Source organism: Sporichthyaceae bacterium (assembly GCA_036269075.1).
Taxonomy (GTDB): Bacteria; Actinomycetota; Actinomycetes; order Sporichthyales; family Sporichthyaceae; genus DASQPJ01.
The window spans coordinates 1-17,786 of the sequence record DATASX010000115.1 but is presented as its reverse complement, the minus strand read 5'-3'; the positions used below and the strand labels follow the sequence as shown (position 1 = coordinate 17,786).

Below are 17,786 nucleotides of genomic sequence, written 5' to 3'. Positions count from 1 at the left end.
AACGCCATACCCCACCTGATCACCAGCGAACAGCGCACACTCCACCAACGCCGCGCCCGGCACCAACACCGCGCCGCCCACCACATGATCCTTCAACCAGGAATGCGTGCCCAGCGCCAACCGCCCGGTGAACACCACGCCGCCGGAACCGGGCTGCTCGACCACGGCGCCCAGGAATGGATGCGCACAGGATCCGATGCCGAGATTCGCCACGTCACCGCCATCGGTGGAGGAGGGGTCCAGCCAGTAGTGCGTGCGGGTGAACGCGTACGTCGGCAGATCGAAGCCGGGATGCGGACGCGCGCCGAGCAGCACCGTCCAGTCGACCGGGCCGCCCGACACGTAGATCGCCGCCGCCGACTCGACAAACCGGGCCAGGCCGCCGTCATCGCGCTTGAGCGAACCACCAATCTCGTAGTTGTCGTGCGCGGCGGCGACGCTCTCGCAGCTCTGCTGCATGCTCAGGGTCAGTACCGGGTGTGGGCTGACCTCGATGAACCGCCGGCAGCCGCGCTGGTAGGCCAGTCGGACCGCGAGGTCGAACCGGACGGTCTCCCGCAGGTTGCGGTACCAGTAGTCCGCGTCGAGGTCGGCCGGGTCGACCACTTCTCCGGTGACCGTCGACAGCAGTTCGATCCCGGTTGACAGGATCGGGGTCACCTCGCCCATCGCCGCGCGCAGGGGCTGCTCGACGGCGTCGATGTGCGCGGAATGCGAGGCGTAGTCCACCGCGATTCGGCGGGCCGCGACGCCGTCGGCCTCACAGGCGGACAGCAGTTCGTCCAGCGCGGTCGCGTCGCCGGACACCACGGTGCTGTCCGGGCTGTTCACCGCCGCCACGCCGAGTTGGTCGGGCCACGCCGCGAGTCGAACACGGACCTCGGCCTCGGGCAGCGGGACCGACACCATGCCGCCGGTGCCGGCGATCGCCCGCACCGCCTTGCTGCGGGCCACCACGATCCTGGCCGCATCGCGCAGCGACAGCACACCCGCGACGTGGGCGGCGGCGACCTCGCCCTGGGAGTGGCCGATCACCGCGTCCGGCTCGACGCCCATCGCCCGCCAGGTCCCGGCGAGGGCGATGAAGACGGCGAACAGCACCGGCTGGACGACGTCGACCCGGTCGAAGCCGGGCGCGTCCGGCGCGCCGCGCACCACGTCGAGCAGGTTCCAGTCCACGAACTCGCCCAACGCCGCCGCACACTCGGCGAGATGGTGGGCGAACACCGGTGAGGAGTCGATCAGCTCGCGGCCCATGCCAAGCCACTGCGAGCCCTGGCCGGGGAAGACGAACACGGTCCGGCCGCTGACCTGGGCCTGCCCGGTGACGACGCCGGGACTGGGCTCCTCGGCGGCCAGCGCGTCCAGCCGGCGAACCAGTTCGGCGCCGGTGGCGCCGACGATCACGGCGCGATGTTCGAACACCGAGCGCTTGGCCAGTGCCGCGCCGACCTCGACCGGGTCGAGGTCCGGCCGTTCGGCGAGGAAGGCACGTAGCCGGTCGACCTGTCCGGCCAGGGCTTCCGGGTTGCGCGCGGACAGCAGCCAGGCAACCGCCGCCGGGATCTCGCCGGCGACCCGCTCGGCCGCGTCGCCGGCCCGGACACCGTCACCGGACGCGGGCCGGGCCGACTCGCTCGCCGGAGCCTCTTCCAGAATGGCGTGGGCGTTGGTGCCGCTGATGCCGAAGGAGGACACCGCGGCCCGCCTCGGCCGAGCAGTCTCCGGCCAGGAACGCTGCTCCCGCAACAACTCCACCGCGCCCTCGGACCAGTCGATCTTGCTGCTCGGCGGGTCCACGTGCAGGGTCGCCGGCAACACGCCATGCCGCATCGCCTGCACCATCTTGATCACACCGGCCACCCCGGCCGCCGCCTGCGTATGACCCATGTTCGACTTGACCGACCCCACCCACAACGGCCGACCGGCCGGCCGATCCTGGCCATAGGTCGCCATCAACGCCTGCGCCTCGATGGAGTCGCCCAACGGCGTGCCGGTGCCGTGCGCCTCCACAACGTCCACATCGGACCCGATGACCCCGGCGTCGTCCCAGGCCTGGCGGATGACCCGACGCTGGGACGGACCGCTGGGCGCGGTGAGGCCGTTGGAAGCGCCGTCCTGATTCACCGCAGTGCCCCGCACCACCGCCAGCACCCGATGCCCCAGCCGCTGCGCGTCCGAGAGCCGCTCGATGACCAACATCCCCGCGCCCTCGGCAGGCCCGAAACCATCGCCACTGTCCGCGAACGCCTTGCACCGACCATCAGCCGCCAGCGCGTGCAGCTGGGAGAACCCGACGAACGTGGTCGGCGTCGACATCACCGACACCCCGCCGACCAACGCCAGCGAGCACTCACCGGCGCGCAGGCCGCGTACGCCCATGTGCAGCGCCACCAGCGACGAGGAACACGCGGTGTCCAGGGAGATGGCCGGCCCCTCAAGGCCCAGTGTGTAGGCCACCCGGCCCGAGGCGACGCTGGTGATCGTGCCGGTCACCAGATGTACGGCATAGCCGTCCTGTTCGAGGTAGATCCTCGGCCCGTAGGGCTCGGGCATGATCCCGGTGTAGACGCCGGTTTTGCTGCCCCGGATCGACTGTGGGGCGATGCCGGCGTTTTCCAGCGCCTCCCAACACACTTCGAGCAACAGCCGCTGCTGCGGATCCATCGCCGTCGCCTCACGCGGGCTGATCCCGAAGAAGCCGGCGTCGAACTCGGTCGCGTCGTGCAGGAATCCGCCCTCCCGCACGTAGGACCGGCCCGGCCCGGTGGCGTCCGGGTCGAACAGGCCGTCGATGTCCCAGCCCCGGTTCGTCGGCAGCTCGGACACCACGTCGCGCCCGCCCACCGCGACCTGCCACAGGTCCTCGGGCGTGGTGACCCCGCCGGGGTAGCAACAGCCGATGCCCACGATCGCTATCGGCTCGGCGGCGCGGTCCTCTGCTTCCGACAGCCGGGACCGGAGGGACCGCAGCTCGGTCGAGGCCGTTTTCAGGAGTGCGCGGAGTTCGTCCTCGTTCGGCATCTCAATTTCCCCTTAGTAAGTACGATTCCGGACTCTGGACCGGTGCGTCGCCATGGCCGGTGGACAGTGGTCAGCGAGGGTCAGCGGAGGACCTCGCGCGCCCTGCCGGGACCGTCAAGGTGGAACCAGTCCCGTCGCGGTCGCCTGGTCCGCCGCCAGTAGTCGACGCTTGATCCCGGCCACGCCTGCCGGTTGTGCCCGGACCGGTCCAGGAACCAGCTGTCGCAGCCACCCGAGTTCCACACCGATTTGGCGAGCTTGGCGTGCAGCCACTTGTTGAAATCCCGCTCGACGTCGGCCCGCACCTCAAGGCGGCTCGCGCCGGTGTCGCGCATCATGCGCAGACACTGGGCGATGTAGTGCGCCTGTGCCTCGATCACGAACAGGATGGACTGACTGCCCCCGCCGGAGTTGGGTCCCATCATCAGGAAGAAGTTGGGGAACTTCGGGATCGTGGTGCCAAGATGCGCGTGCATCCCGTCCCGCCATGCCTCCTGAATGGACAGTCCGTCCCGACCGGTGATCCGCTCGTTGGCGAGCCGGTTGTCGGTGGCGAAACCGGTCGCGTACACGATGATGTCGACCTCGTGCAACTGGCCGTCGCCGGTCCGGATGCCCTGCCGCTCGAAACCCTTGACCGGCGAGTCGACCAGTTCGACGTTGTCCCGCGCCAGCGCCGGATAGTAGTCGCTGGTCAGCAGGATTCGCTTGCAGCCGATCGTGTACTCCGGGGTCAGCCGGGACCGCAGCTCGGGATCGGGCACCTGCTGGCGCAACGTCCGCAGCGACGCCCCTTCCAGCACCTTGAGCAGCTTCGGGTGCATGAAGAGCACGATGGCCAGCTCGTGACTCCAGTAGGCGAACGCCCGGTAGAGCTTCTGGCTGGCCGGCAGCGCGCGGAACAGGAACCGCTCGAACCGGTTGATCTTCCGGTCCGGCTTGGGCAGCACCCACTGCGGCGTGCGCTGCACCACGTACACCTGCTTGGCTTCCTCGGCCACCGCCGGCACGATCTGCACCGCGCTGGCCCCTGCGCCGATCACCGCGATCCGCTTGCCGCGCACGTCAGTGCCTGGGTCCCAGTGCATCGAGTGGCACGTCTCGCCCTGGAAGTCCGCCATGCCGGGGAAGCTCGGCACGTGGGGCTGGTGCAGCGCGCCGATGCCCGCGATCACCGCGCGGGGGCGCAGCACCCGGCCGTCCACGGTCTCCACCCGCCAACGGTCGGTGTCGTCGTCGAAGGTGTAGGACAGTACCTCGGTGTTGAAGCAGGTGAACGCGCCGAGGCCGTAGTCGTCGAACACCTTCTCGATGTAGCTGAGGATCTCCGGCTGCTGGGCGTACATACTCTCCCAGTCGCGGCCGGGCGCGAAGGAAAAGGAGTACATCAGCGAGACGACGTCGCAGGCGGAGCCGGGATAGGTGTTGTACCGCCAGGTTCCGCCGACCCCCGCGCCCTTCTCCACGATCACGAAGTCCCGAAAGCCGTGCTTGAGCAGGTTGATGGCGGCGCAGATGCCGGCGAGCCCGGCCCCCACGATCACGATCTCAGGATCATCAGAACTCAAGACAGTCAACCTCTCCTGTCGATCTTCACGAGTCGGCGGCGTGGGATTGGTCAAGCGGGGCGAAACAGTTCGGCGCCGGGTTCGGCAGCACCACCGAGATCGCCCCCGGCATGGCGTAGACCTCATATCCGCTGTGCGATCCCGTTTCCAGCTCACCGTCGTGTTCGAGCTTCAACGGCTGTCCGTCGGTCCGCTCGACCCGCACCCTGGCGCCCCGTGCGAGGTGGACCCCGTCGACCTCGCCAACGTCTCCGCCGCCGAGCGCGGCCGTGCCGAAGGCCTCCACCGACACCGACTCGTCGACAACCAGCACGTCGAGCAGGCCGTCATCGAGCATCGAGTCGGGCAGCAGCCGCAACAGGCCGGCGCGGTACCGAACCCCGCCGACCAGGGTCAGGTAGGTGTTCGCCTCGATCATCACCTCGCCGTCGACCAGCACCCGCCCCGGATAGGGCTGGTAGGAGCCGAGCACCTGCAACGCCGCGGTCATCAGGCGCTCGCGGCCGGACAGTGGCAGGGTTTTGGCCAGTACCAGACCCTCCGGGATCAGCCCGGTCGACACACCCAGCATGGTTGGCGAGTCCAGTTCCACCAGGTGCATCAGGTCCAACGGCCGGACCAGGTAATCGCCGTCCACCAGGACCGCACGCACCACCTCAGGCCACGGCAGGTCGTCCCACAGGCTGCGGAAGTTGGAATTGCCGGTGCCGCCAGGTGCGATCAGCAGCGGCGGCGCGAGAGGCGCGCCGAGCAGGCCACGGGCGACCTCGCCGGATGTGCCGTCGCCGCCGATGGCGACCACCACGTCCGGGCGGTCCGGTCCGGCCAACGCGGCGGCGGTGAGCCGAGTGCCGTCGCCCTGCCCCGCCGTCCAGGCGACCTCAAGGTCCAAACCGTCGACCGCTTGGAGCGCGCCGACCAGTTCGTCCGTCGGACCGCCGGCCGCCTTGTTCACCACCGCGAGAACACGCCGTGAGCCCATGCGCGCGAAACCTCCGCTGAATGATTGGAATGTAGCTGCCCACCTGATCGAAATCGGGCCTGATCGAAACCGGGTCGAATCAATCGAATCGGGTCAGATCACATTGGTGACCTTGAGAATGCTGTACACCAGCCGGGCGGACAGCTTTCCGGTATAGGAGATGTAATCGGGAGTGAGATAGTTCGGATGCCACTTCATCTTGTATTCGAGTTGGCTCTGCGACGGGTACAGCGCCTTGCCCTTGACCGCCAGCAGGCGGAACAGTCCGTCTATCCGCCGGTTCCCGGTGGGCAGGCCGTGTTGCGGGTCCAGTCCGGTGAACGGGGTGAAGCCGAAATGCAGCCACGGCACGCCCGCCTCGCGGAACCGGTCGATGGCGTAGAGGTTGATCGACTCCATCACGCCGGCCGGCGCATCGGGCACCCGCCTGCTCAGGTCGTGCAGCCACCCCGCCCGTGAGCCGTACACCGGCGAGTAGGAAATGTAGCCGATGAGCCGGTCGTCCAGGGTGGCGACGAACAGCCGGCGCAGCGGCTGCGCCGAGCCGCCCATCTCGCCGACCATGAACTTCATCTCCCTGGTGAAGCGCCCCTTCGAGCGCAGCCACACCCGGTCCAGCTCGGCCAGCTCCGCCGCGTACTGCTCCGGTTGGGCCTCGAAGGTCTTCACGCCGAGCCGACCGGCTCGGGCGATCTTGTTGCGCAGCTTGACGAACTTCTTGCCGCCCAAACCGAAGTCGGCCAGCTCCACGGCGTAGGACATGCCGAACTGGTTGACGACCATGCCCCGGTCGGCGTAGATCGGCGCGTCGGACTCCGGCACCTGCACGGCCACCACCTGCCGGTTGGCCTGCTTGGCCGCCGCGCAGAACTGGTCGAGCAACGCGCCCCGGTCGGCCGGGGCGGCCACCGGTCCGCCGAACTGAATCCAGCACTTGCCGACGTTGCGGTAGAAGACGACGCCGTCGATGTCCGGCGCGCGGAAGATCAGGTTCCCGTCGTTCATCGCAAGGAACCCGCTCGGATTGTCCGAACAGGACCGAAGCATGTCCAGTGCGTAGGCCTGGTCGCCGGTTTGTGCCTGGTCACCGGTGGTTGGTGCCGGCCTGGTTTTTCCCATCTGCATACCCCTAAGCCACAGCGTCTTCGAGCAACGACAACAGTTCGCGGGTGATGAAGTCGATCAGCTCGGCCGGTGTCGCGTAGTCGAAGACCATCGTCGGCGGTATTCGCATCCCGGTGACCGCGACGAGCCCGTTGCGGAACTCGACGGCGCTGAGCGAGTCGAAGCCCAGCTCGGTGAAGCGCGCTTCCGGCTCGATCTCCGTGATGTCCGCGTGGCCCAGCACGGCGGCCATCTCCTCCAGCACAACCTGGCTCACCCGGTCCCGCCGGTCCTGCTCGTTCAGTGCGACCAACTCGGCGACCAGGTCGAACTCCTCGAACTCCTCGAATTCGGCGGCCACCGGGGCCACGGCCGGCCGCCTGCCGGGCTCGGCGCCGCCGGCCGGGACCACCGGATCAAGCCAGTAGTGCCGGTGCGCGAACGCGTAGGTCGGCAGGTCGATGTCGAGGGGCCGGGCCGGGCCGAGCAGGGGGCTCCAGTCCACCGTCGTGCCGGCCACGTGCCACTCGGCCAGCGCCTCGACCACTGACCTCGGTTCGGCGCCGCCGGGGCCGACCCACACGAACCGCGCGGTCGGGTGCAGAGCGGTGACGGCGTCCAGGGTGTCGCCGAGCGGCGCCGTGGCGCGGACCTGGCGTAGCCAGTAGTCGCCGTCCCCGTAGCCGGCTCCGTCGACGCCGATCAGACCGTCCAAACCGGACACGATCGGGATACGCGGCGCTGCCGCTGACACGGTGTCCGCGACTGAGGCAAACTCGGGCAGCGTCGTGTCCGACTCCTGCGTCGTCAGCCGGGCGCGCGCCAGCACAAGGGCCAGCGCGTCCGGGAGGCTCAGCACGCCGGCGACATGGGCCGCCGCGATCTCCCCGACCGAGTGCCCCAGCACCAGGTCCGGCCGGACGCCGAAGGAGTCCAACAATGCGAACAGCGCCAACTCGACCGCGAACAGCCCTGACCACAGGTAGCAGGGCCGGCTCAGCTCCTCGGCGTCCTCGCCCCAGAGCACCTCCCGCAGCGGGCGCCGCAGGTGCTGGTCGGCCAACGTCGCCACCGCGTCGAACGCCTCGCGGAAGACCGGGAACATCTCGTACGAGGCGCGCCCCAGCCCCAACGACGGGGTCGCCGCACCGAGGAAGGCAAAGGCCGTCTTCTCCTCCCGCGCCCGCCCGGTCGGCGTGTCGGCCAGCAGCGCGTCCAGGCCGCGGACCAACTCGGCCCGATCGCCGCCAAGGACAACGGCCCGGTGCTCGAACACCGAACGCCGGGCCAACGCCCTGGCCACCCGTCCGGCGTCCACATCGGACCGATCACGCACGAAGTCGGCCAACCGGCGCGCCTGACCGGCCAGCGCCTCCGGGCTGCGCGCGGACAGCAGCCACGGCAGCACGCGCGAGCCGATCGACGGCACGACGGAATCCGGGACCGGTTCGGCGGCGGTCTCCAGTGCGGGCGCCTGTTCCAGGATGACGTGGGCGTTGAGGCCGCTGATGGCGAAGGAGTGCACGGCGGCCCGGCGCGGGTGGTTCGACTCGGGCCAGGGCCGGCTCCGGGTCAGCAACTCCACCGAAGCGTCAGCCCAGTCGATCTGCGGGTTGGGCGTGTCAACGTGCAGGGTCGCCGGTACCACCCCGTGCCGCATCGCCTCGATCATCTTGATGACGCCGGCAACGCCCGAGGCCGCGATCGTGTGCCCGATGTTCGACTTGACGGTGCCCAGCAACAGCGGCCGGTCCTGGGGCCGGTCCCGGCCGTAGGTCGCCGTCAGCGCCTGGACCTCGATCTGGTCGCCCAGCGGGGTGCCGGTGCCGTGCGCCTCCACCACGTCGATGTCGGCGCCGGTGAGTCCGGCGGACTCCCACGCCTTGCGGATGACCCGCTGCTGGGCGGGACCGCTGGGCGCGGCCAGCCCGTTGGACGCGCCGTTCTGGGTCAGTGCGGTGCCCCGGACCAGGCACAACACCCGGTGGCCCATTCGTTGCGCGTCCGAGAGCCGCTCGACCACCAGCACGCCGACGCCTTCGGCCAGCCCCCAGCCGTCCGCGTCGGCGGCGAACGCCTTGCACCGCCCGGCCGAGGACAGCGCCTGGAGGTGGGAGTACGCCACCGGCACCGCCGGCGTCGACATCAACGTCACCCCGCCGACCAGCGCCATCGAGCAGTCGCCGTCGCGAAGGCCCTGCGCGGCCAGGTGCAGGGCGAGCAACGACGAGGCGCAGGCGGCGTCCACCGACACCGCCGGACCGGTCAGGCCCAGCGTGTAGGCGATCCGGCCGCTTGCGACGCAGAGCACGTTGCCCTCGGCCAGGTATCCCTCGTAGCCGGTGGGACAGCGGTCCAGGAGCACCCTGGCGACATAGTCGCCGGCGCCCAACCCGGCGTACACCCCGGTCTGGCTGCCCTTCAGCGACCGAGGATCGATACCCGCGTGCTCCAACGCCTCCCAACACACCTCCAACAACAACCGCTGCTGCGGATCCATCGCCGTCGCCTCACGCGGGCTGATCCCGAAGAACCCGGCGTCGAAACCCGCTATGTCGGGGAGGAAACCGCCCTCCCGCGTATAGCACTTACCCGGCACACCCCGCTCGGGGTCGAACAGCCCGTCGATGTCCCAGCCCCGGTTACGGGGGAACTCCGAGACGGCGTCCCGGCCGGCCGCCACCAGGTCCCACAGTTGCTCGGCCGAGCCCACCCCGCCGGGAAAACGAGCGCCCATCCCGACGATGGCGATCGGCTCTGCGGACCTGTTCTCCGCCGCCTCCAGTCGCTCCCGCAGCGAACGGTTCTCCGCCACCGAGTTCCGCAACGCGGCGACCAGGCGTTCCTCGACGTCAGCCATGTGCCCTTTCCCCTGCCGTGCCGGATGACGCTGTGCCGAACGAGTCCGTAATAAGCGATCCGGGTGAGCTATCGCCCGTGCACGTCCGCGGGGACCGGATCGTTCGCCCCGGCCTTGTGCTTGCTGGCCATGGCTTTCCAGTCGGCGTTCTTGTAGTCGAACTGCTTGTACTCGCGGACGAACCGCTCGAACGCCGGATGCAGCACCGGCTCGAACGCGACACCGAAAGGCTTGGGGTAGTTGTTGAACATGGCGCGGTCGATGAAGATGTGCGCGGGAATGGCCAACAGGCACCAGTGCCAGCCGAACAGCTGGATGTAGAGGATGATGACCAGGCCTTGCGTCACCGCGCTGTGCAACACGTCGTAGACCACGTAGTAGGACTTGGCTATCCGCCCGGTGGGGCTGCGGTGGTAGGCGATAAGGGCCGGCACCGTCCCGATCAGGTCGATGTAGGCGAACAGCAGGACGCCCTGCCAGAAGTCCACCTGCGACCAGTGGCTGAGCAGCAGCCACACGCTCACGATGAAGCCGAGCGCGTACTCCGCCCGCGCATTGATCGTCGTCGTCTTGGTGAAGAAATGATTGAACGTGTCCATGCGAACCTCTCGGTCATGGCGGAAAAGGCGAAGAATAGGACGGGAAAAGGCGAGAGGCTAGGCGGTGAGCACGCCGCCGAACAGGTGGTCGATGATCTGCGACATGGCCTGCCGGAGCACCCGGATGGCGACCGGATCGATAATCGATTCCAGGCTCGGCACGCCGAAATCGAACGTGGCGGTGAAGGTGAGCAACACGTCGGACTCCGCGTCCGGTCCGGTCGTGGTGATCGCCCAGTCACCTTCGAAGATGTCGAAGTCGCCGTCCAACTGCTCGAACCGCATGACGCAGTTCTCGTCGTCATAGTAGTCGCGCTCGGACCAGCGGAGCAGGCCGTTGCGGAAATAGATCTCCCAATGGGTGATCGCCTGGTTCGGCTCGTCCACCGGCTCGTTCAGGACCGACTTCACCTGCTCGGGCGCGTACTTGGCGTAGACCTCACTGTCCTTGAGCCGCTGATAGACATCGACGGGAGACCAGCCGGACACAACGCTCTCGATTGTCACTGTCTGCATGGCGACCTTTCTGAACTCGCCGCGCCGAACCCGTGGGCGCGCTGAACTAATAGGCGACGGCCGACCCGAAACCGCGCCGGACGGCCTCCTCGATCAACCTGATCTCGGACTCCTCGATCACGGCGGGCGGCGTGAACCGGATAACGCAGGAGTTGTGCAGCGAATGGTTGGCGATGACCCCCTGCTCGACAAGGCTCAGCATCATCTCCCCGGCGTGTCCGGGATTGGTGAACTCGATGCCGATGAGCAGACCGCTGCCGCGAATGTCGCGGACCACGCCCTCCTGGGCGTTCTCCGCGGACTTGCGGAAGCTGGCCAGCAGGCGACGGCCGATCCGGTCGGCGTTGCCGACCACGTCGTACAGCTCGATCGCCTCGATGGCGGCCAGCGCCGCCGCCGTCGCCAGCGGTGAGCCGCTGTAGGTGGACTGGTGCAGCAGCGGGTCCCGCTCGAAGGGCGCGTACGCCTTGCTCGTCGCCACCATCGCCGAGATCGGCACCACGCCACCGGACAGCGCCTTGCCGACGACCATGACATCAGGCCGCACGTCCTGGCCGGAGACGCCCCACATCCGGCCGAGCCGGCCGAGGCCGGTCGCTATCTCGTCCACGATGAAGAAGCAGTCCCGAGCCGCGCACACCCGAGACACCTCGGTCAGGTAGTCCGGGTCGGGCACGATGACCCCGCCCTCGCCCTGCACCGGCTCGACGATGAAGCACGAGGGCGGCTGGCCGGCGAGCGCGCGGTCCAGGGCGGCGGCGTCGTTGAACGGAATCTCGACCACGTCGGACAACAGCGGCCGAAACGGCTCCTGGTAGAAGGGGCGGGCGCTGACACTGAGCGCGCCGAGGGTCCGGCCGTGGTAGCTGTTGGTCGTGGTGACGATCCGGCGATACCCGTTGATCCGGGCCAACTTCAGCGCCGACTCCACCGCCTCCGCACCGGAGTTGGCGAAGTAGACCTTCTCAAGGCCCGCTGGGGCGCACCGCACCAGCGCCGCGGCCGCGCGCGGGCTCACGCTGTCGATGAACAGCCGCCCCGACAGCGGATGCCGCTGCACCTGCTCGACCACCGCGGCCACCACGTGCGGGTGGGTCGCGCCGAGCAGGAACACGCCGTATCCGGCGCAGTTGACGAACGACTGGCCGTCCTCGGTGACCAGCCGAGCGCCGTGCGAGTCCCGCTCGACCTGGCCGCCGAACATCCGCGAGATCGCCACCAGCTTGCTGCCGAGGGTCTCGGCGTAGATCTGCCGTATCTCATCCGAGAAGTCGAGCTGGGAAACCTGCCCATGACTGTCCGCCACGGCTAACCCCCTCCACATGACAAATGAACGAATCAGGTCGACTGTGCGACAACGGCGGCGCTTCGACCTACTTGATCGACATCTTCAGGCCGGCGAACGTCTGCTCAAGCTCGTCCACCACCGACCGACGGGACGGCGGGTGGAAGGCCAGCGCGTGGGTCGCGGTGGCCAGGTAGCTGACCATCGGGTCCTTGATGAACTGCATGCCGCCAAGACATTCGACGGCCAGGTCGACCGAGCGGCGGATCGCGCCCTGCGCCGCGTACCGAGCGATGAGTGCCTGCGGGAGCAGGTCGAGGGCATCGACGTCGGCGCCGAGGTCGACGAGCGAGGCGACCCGTTCCAGGCCCAGGGTCGCGGCCTCAAGCTCGCACGCCACCGCGACCCGGTCCTGCGCAGAGCCCCGGCGCGCGCTCAACAGCTTGTCCGCCAGCGCGCCGGCCATGCCCACGTAGGCAGCGGAGATCAGCAGGGTGAACCACAGGAACCCCTTGGCCTCCACGGCGTCCACGCTCAGGCCGGTGCTCTCCTCCAGCTTCATCACCAGCTCGTCGGCGACCTCGACGTCGGTCAGCACCACCTCGTCACTCTCGGCGCCGCGCAGCACCAGCGAGTCCCAGAACGGCCGGACCTCGATGCCCGCCATGGTCGCCGGGATGACGATCACGCCGAGGCCCGGCTCGCCGTCGCCGTCGAGCAACGAGACGCTGGCCGACATCAGGTCCATGGACCGCGACAGGCTGCACGGCTTCTTCGAACCGGTGACCAGCCAGAAGCCGTCCCGCTTCCGCGCCGTCATGGTCGGCGTCAGCATGCCGTGGCCGGTCAGCCCCTCGGCGAACGCGGAGGACATCAGCAGCCGCTCGTTGGCGATCGCGTCGAGGATCATCCACTCGAAACCCGCGAAGTTCTCCTCGACGGAGACCAGCGCCGCGACCGAGAAGTTGTGCATGGTGGTCGCCACCGCGAGCGACGGGGCGATGGCGCCCAGCGCTCGGACGCAGTGCGTCGCCTCGACCGCGGTGGCGCCGATGCCACCGTGCCGTTGCGGCACCAGCAGTCCAGGGCCGCCACGGGCCCGATAGCTGGCCAGTCCCCGAGAGCTGTCGCTCTCCAGTTCGTCCAGCCCGATCTTGGTCAGGTCGTCGGCGAGTCCGGGAATCTTGTCGTCCAGACTGGCCAGATACTTGTCCAGAAAGCTCATCTGCGCGATCTCTCCTGTCACTGATTGCCGGCGACGCTGAAGAACACGGATTCCCTCGGCTCGACCGCCGTGGCGATGCTGATCGCCTGTAGGTGGCTGGTCCGCAGGATCGGGAAGTGCGCCTCGCCGAACGGACCGCCGCTGCGACCGGTGCCGCCGTGCGTCGGCAGCCCGACGACCTGCCCGATGTGGCTGTCGTTGACCTTGAGAATGCCGCCGTTGTTCAGGCGGGCGCAGATCAGCTCGATCGTCTCGGGATCCTGGGTCCACACCGAGTTCCGCAGCCCGTACCGGTTGCGATTCATGAAATCGACGCAATCCCGCAGCAGTCGCTCGTCGCCCCGATCGCCCCCCTCGGCAGAGTCGGCCGGGTCGACCACGACGATGGGCAACAGCGGGAAGAACGTCTCCTCCCGGACGACGTCGAGGTCTGCCGCCGCGTCCAGCCCGTCGACCCGCACCAGCGTCGGCTCGATGAACAAGCCCATGTCGCCGGGGGTTCCGTCGATTTCCAGCCGCCGGCCGCCGCACACCAACCGGGCGCCCCGGTCGACCGCGTCGGCGAGCGCCTTCTCGAACTCCGCCGACTTCAGCACCGGCGACAGCAGCGCACCTTCCTCCTCGGGATAACCCGGTCGGATGGTGGCGACCTCCCTGGCCAGCTCGGCCAGCACCTGCTCGGCGACGTCCCGGTGCACGAGCGCGTACTTGGGCACCATGCAGATCTGCGTCGAGCCGTAGAAACACTCGGTCAGTGCCCGGACCGCGAGGCTCACCTCCGCGTCCCGCCAGACCAGCACGCCGTCGTTTCCGGCCAGTTCCAGGATGGTCTTCTTGCCGGCGGCGTGCCAGCGGTTGCCGATCTCGATACCGCGCGTCGACTCACCGACGAACAGCAGGTCGTCGACGTCGGGACTGCGCAACCAGTGGTCGAGGACCTCCTCCGGCGCCGCGCAGATCAGATTCATCGTCCCGTCCGGGGCGCCCACCTTGGCGAGGACGGGCCGGACGATCTCCCGCCAGAACCAGGCCGTGCCCAGTGGAGCGCTGCGCGGGGCCTTCACGATCACCGCGTTGCCCGCGATGAGCGCACCGATCGCCAGCATCGAGTTCCCCACCGGGGCGTTGTGCGGCGGATGCACCGCGACGACGCCGTCCGGCTTGCGCACCAGCCGGGTCTCCCGCTGCCCGACCTGGGTGACGTCGGAGAGCTGGCGGCGGCTGAGCGCCAGGCTGTCCTCGGAGGTCATCTCGATCGCGCTGAACACCTCCCAGTCCGCCAGCCGTTTCGGATGGCCCTCGGCGACCAGGAAGTCGACGATCCGCTCGGCTTGCGCGCGTATCTGGTCGCCGAGCAATCGGGCGAAGGCGATGCGCTCGTCAACGCTGGTGGCGCCCCAGTCGGGCTGGGCCCGCCGGGCGGCAACGGAAGCGGCGGCCACCTGTTCCGGGGTGGACAGACCGACTCGGCCGGCCACTCTCGGGTCGTCGGTGTCGGTGATGACCCCGCGGTCCAGTTTCCGCTTGAGTTTCAACGCCGGGATCTCCTCGCGCAGCAGCGCCCCGGCCCGAACAACGTGCAGCCATTTGTCGTGGGTGGCATCGTGACCAGCGATGACGGACGGATAGGTGTCCACACAACTCCAAACCCCGGCGGCAAAGTATGTCGACTGGTTTTACTCATGTTTATGTGCCGACCAATTAACCAGCGAAAGAATTAACGAACTCAAATGAATTCATGGCATTGGAAACCCACCTGTTGAAACGTACTTTCTCGCCGCGTCGCGGTCAAGGCCGTTGAACGCGAACGTCCTGGGAAAACCCAGAATTCACCTGTTCCGCCAGCCCTTTCTTATGTTCTGGATCTGGAGGCGGATGGCCATTGGCCAGCTCTTCGGAGTACGGATCACCGCGTACAGCAGCGGAAGTGAGTCGAGGTAGGTGACGCGCTCGGCCCACAGACCGTCGCGCAAGGTGATGCGCTCACAGGAACGCAGGGTGACAGGTCGTTTGCCGATGTATCCGTCGACTTCCATCTCTATATAGATCGTGTCGTCCCTGGCCGCCCAGTTCACGACGCATCCACGCATATCGGAGATCAGGTCGAAGGTGGGCCCGACGAACCGCTCCCGGAACGCCTTGACGCCGATGACCTTGCCAAGGATGAGCGGTTGCCTGAAGCGGCAGTCCATCTGGAACGTCGCTCGGAAGTGGTCGGCAAACGCGTCGGCGTCCGTCGGCTCGCGCCAGCCCGCGGCGAACTCCGCGACCCAGGGGTTGGTAGGCGTGGCCGCCACGTCCGGGTCGGTCATCCCGATTCCCACCTTCTGCTCTGACAATATGAACTGTCCGGACGCGGCAATCGGACCACTCCCCCACCAACAGGCACAAAGCCAAAGGCCGAAACACGAACGCCGGATCAGTCACAATCGACTCATCCGGCGTTCGGGTTACCAGCTGGCGGTAGCGGCAGGATTCGAACCTACGGAGGACTTTCATCCTCACGCGCTTTCACAAACGCGTTCCTTCGACCGCTCGGACACGCTACCAATAAGGACAGTACTAAGAGTTGTTGTGACTGTCCAGGCATCGAGCGAACTCGTGCCAGGTGTCACCGGTCTGTCTGGCCAACGCGATGACGGACTTTCGCAAATGAAAGGGCACAGCCGCTGCCAGTCGCAGCGAATCCCGTTTGATCACCGCCTGGACGCTGAGCAGACGAATGAGCCGCCAGCCGAACTCGTTGAGCCGCAGCGACGGATCGCCGACCAGCCCGTCGAACGGTTGCACTTCGTCGGCGACTCGCGGCGCAGCGCCGAAAAGAGCATCGCTCCGCGCCTCGGCCTGACTGCCCTTGCCCGGCTCCGGCTCCGGCTCCGGCTCCGGTGAAGAATTGCTCCGCTGCCGAGGTACCGGGTTTTCCCGCTGCCGGTCCGGGATGACGTCCCGGCCGGCGCGCAGCCGTTCTCGGACATCCTGCACCGTGGCGGGCGAGATGCCCGCGAGCGCGGCTATCTCGCGCACCGAGGCTTCTGGCTTCTCCCTGATGAGTTTGCCGGCCGCCACCCGTCCGGCCGACGCATTGAGCCGCCGCGCGGCTCCGTCCCGGCCAACTCGCGTGTTCATCTGGTCGTTTCGGTCAGTCGAACGGGTGCGAATCGCCTGCACCGTGGATGGCGCCAGGCCGACGATGGCCGCGATCCGACGATTCGACCAGTGCGAATGCGTGGTGAGTATCCGGCCGGCAGCCTCCCGCCGGTCGCGCAGCGACAACGGCAGGCCATGCGCGACGTTCGACTGCACGCCATAGACGAAGGCATCGGCCTCGTCGCCTTCGAAAAATATGACCTCGATCTCGGTCTGTCCACGCAACTGCGCCGCCCGCAGCCGATGCATACCATCGATAATCCGCATCGTGGGACGGTGCACCACCACCGGCGGCAATTTATCTTGACTCTCGGCAAGCAACTGAATATGCTCGATATTCTCCCCGTTCAGTCGAGGCGAATCCCCACGAATCAGCAGTGCGATCTGCGCAACCTCTACATTTTTGCTCAAGCCGATCACCGACGTCAGCATACCGTCATGCATAGTCACTCCCCCAAGAATCGCGCAACCTGAACGGTAGTCCCCCATCACCAGGTCCCCCATTTTCCCCACCTGGTATAACATTGATTCCTACTCGATAACGCGGTATTCGCAAATTAGCATGGTCGGCAAATGGAGTCAACAGCTTCGTCCAGATGCCCATTCATGGGACGGGTCGACCTGCGAGTCCTGGGTATGCCTGGCGTTGATGGGCGTGACTGTGAGATGATCTTGGCGTGGAGCAAGCTGGAGCGCGGTGTTCGTCCTGCGACGGAGGCGACGGGGTGAATCCGCGACCCAGCCCCGGTAAGTTCCTGTCGAAGAATTCGACGATCAATGCTATAGGCGGTCGATCCTTTCCGCGAAAAAACCGATGCCGCTTCAATATTTGTTCGCCGACACAGCTCCCTATTCTCTGCCCGAATCTTACGGAGATCAGCCGATTCTTGCTCGTCACGCCCAGTCGGTTACCCGCGTTTACCTCAGCCTGACGCACCCAATTCCGCAGCGTTTCCGCCGACCCGATTTCGAGCGCCGGCGGTCGCCCAGACCATGCCACCCGAACACGACATCTGGGCGCTACCAGCCCACCAACACTCCCCACGACAACAACTCCCGGCGCGAGGTCGGCACAACTCGAAGCTCGGCATGGTGGGCCACGCAATGCGGAAACAGCAGTTTCAGCATGAGGGAATGCGATGCTGTCGGTCGAGTGCGAACCCATTGGGGTACCTGCGGTCCTCACGCCAACCACCGAGATGCGCGTCGACCAGCATGTCGCGAATTCGATCGGGGTTATGCGGCGGCGTTGGCTACTTCTGGGGAGATTCGGGGTGGCCAGGCGTCGGCGACCAGCAGTCCCATGGCGTAGGCGCGGGAGACCAGGGCGGCTCGGGTTGGACACCCGGAGTTTGCGCAGCATCGAACCGACGTGGTATTCGACGCCCTGGCGGCTCAGGTAGAGCCGGGTGGCCAACTGGATGGTCGAGGCGCCCGCGGCGACGCCTTCCAGGATGCGCGCGTCCAGGGCTGTGA

The 17,786-nt window shown here is 67.6% G+C and carries 12 protein-coding genes and 1 tRNA gene; all 13 read right to left on the bottom strand.

What is annotated here, in order from left to right; all coding sequences use genetic code 11:
* Positions 1-3,024, bottom strand: a 3,024-nt coding sequence (locus VHU88_21040; GenBank protein ID HEX3614183.1) for a type I polyketide synthase, incomplete at its 3' end; no start/stop codon positions are given.
* A gap of 80 nt (positions 3,025-3,104) precedes the next feature.
* The gene (locus tag VHU88_21035) at positions 3,105-4,592 is read right to left on the bottom strand and encodes an NAD(P)/FAD-dependent oxidoreductase (protein ID HEX3614182.1); all 1,488 of its coding nucleotides are present in this window, start codon (positions 4,590-4,592) and stop codon (positions 3,105-3,107) included.
* A 25-nt stretch (positions 4,593-4,617) separates the two neighbouring features.
* Positions 4,618-5,574, bottom strand: coding sequence for a diacylglycerol kinase family protein (locus tag VHU88_21030; protein ID HEX3614181.1), 957 nt, complete (start codon positions 5,572-5,574; stop codon positions 4,618-4,620).
* A 93-nt stretch (positions 5,575-5,667) separates the two neighbouring features.
* Positions 5,668-6,621, bottom strand: coding sequence for a DUF2156 domain-containing protein (locus VHU88_21025; GenBank protein HEX3614180.1), 954 nt, complete (start codon positions 6,619-6,621; stop codon positions 5,668-5,670).
* An 82-nt stretch (positions 6,622-6,703) separates the two neighbouring features.
* Positions 6,704-9,538, bottom strand: a complete 2,835-nt coding sequence (locus VHU88_21020) for a type I polyketide synthase (GenBank protein ID HEX3614179.1) — start codon at positions 9,536-9,538, stop codon at positions 6,704-6,706.
* Positions 9,539-9,606: 68 nt separating this feature from the next.
* Positions 9,607-10,137 (bottom strand): hypothetical protein, encoded by a 531-nt coding sequence (locus tag VHU88_21015; protein HEX3614178.1) that lies wholly within the window; start codon positions 10,135-10,137, stop codon positions 9,607-9,609.
* A 57-nt stretch (positions 10,138-10,194) separates the two neighbouring features.
* Complete coding sequence (locus VHU88_21010; GenBank protein HEX3614177.1) at positions 10,195-10,653, bottom strand: SRPBCC family protein; 459 nt, start codon at positions 10,651-10,653, stop codon at positions 10,195-10,197.
* A gap of 46 nt (positions 10,654-10,699) precedes the next feature.
* Positions 10,700-11,959 carry an aminotransferase class III-fold pyridoxal phosphate-dependent enzyme gene (locus VHU88_21005; protein ID HEX3614176.1) on the bottom strand — a complete coding sequence of 420 codons (1,260 nt, stop codon included), beginning with the start codon at positions 11,957-11,959 and terminating at the stop codon, positions 10,700-10,702.
* Between the two features lie 67 nt (positions 11,960-12,026).
* On the bottom strand, positions 12,027-13,163 hold the full coding sequence (locus VHU88_21000) for a hypothetical protein (protein ID HEX3614175.1): 1,137 nt from the start codon (positions 13,161-13,163) through the stop codon (positions 12,027-12,029).
* 17 nt (positions 13,164-13,180) lie between these two features.
* Positions 13,181-14,800 carry an aldehyde dehydrogenase family protein gene (locus VHU88_20995; protein ID HEX3614174.1) on the bottom strand — a complete coding sequence of 540 codons (1,620 nt, stop codon included), beginning with the start codon at positions 14,798-14,800 and terminating at the stop codon, positions 13,181-13,183.
* Between the two features lie 192 nt (positions 14,801-14,992).
* The gene (locus tag VHU88_20990) at positions 14,993-15,475 is read right to left on the bottom strand and encodes a nuclear transport factor 2 family protein (GenBank protein ID HEX3614173.1); all 483 of its coding nucleotides are present in this window, start codon (positions 15,473-15,475) and stop codon (positions 14,993-14,995) included.
* Positions 15,476-15,621: 146 nt separating this feature from the next.
* A tRNA-His gene (locus VHU88_20985) sits at positions 15,622-15,712 on the bottom strand.
* Positions 15,713-15,725: 13 nt separating this feature from the next.
* Positions 15,726-16,814 carry a ParB N-terminal domain-containing protein gene (locus VHU88_20980; protein HEX3614172.1) on the bottom strand — a complete coding sequence of 363 codons (1,089 nt, stop codon included), beginning with the start codon at positions 16,812-16,814 and terminating at the stop codon, positions 15,726-15,728.
* Positions 16,815-17,786: the final 972 nt, after the last annotated feature.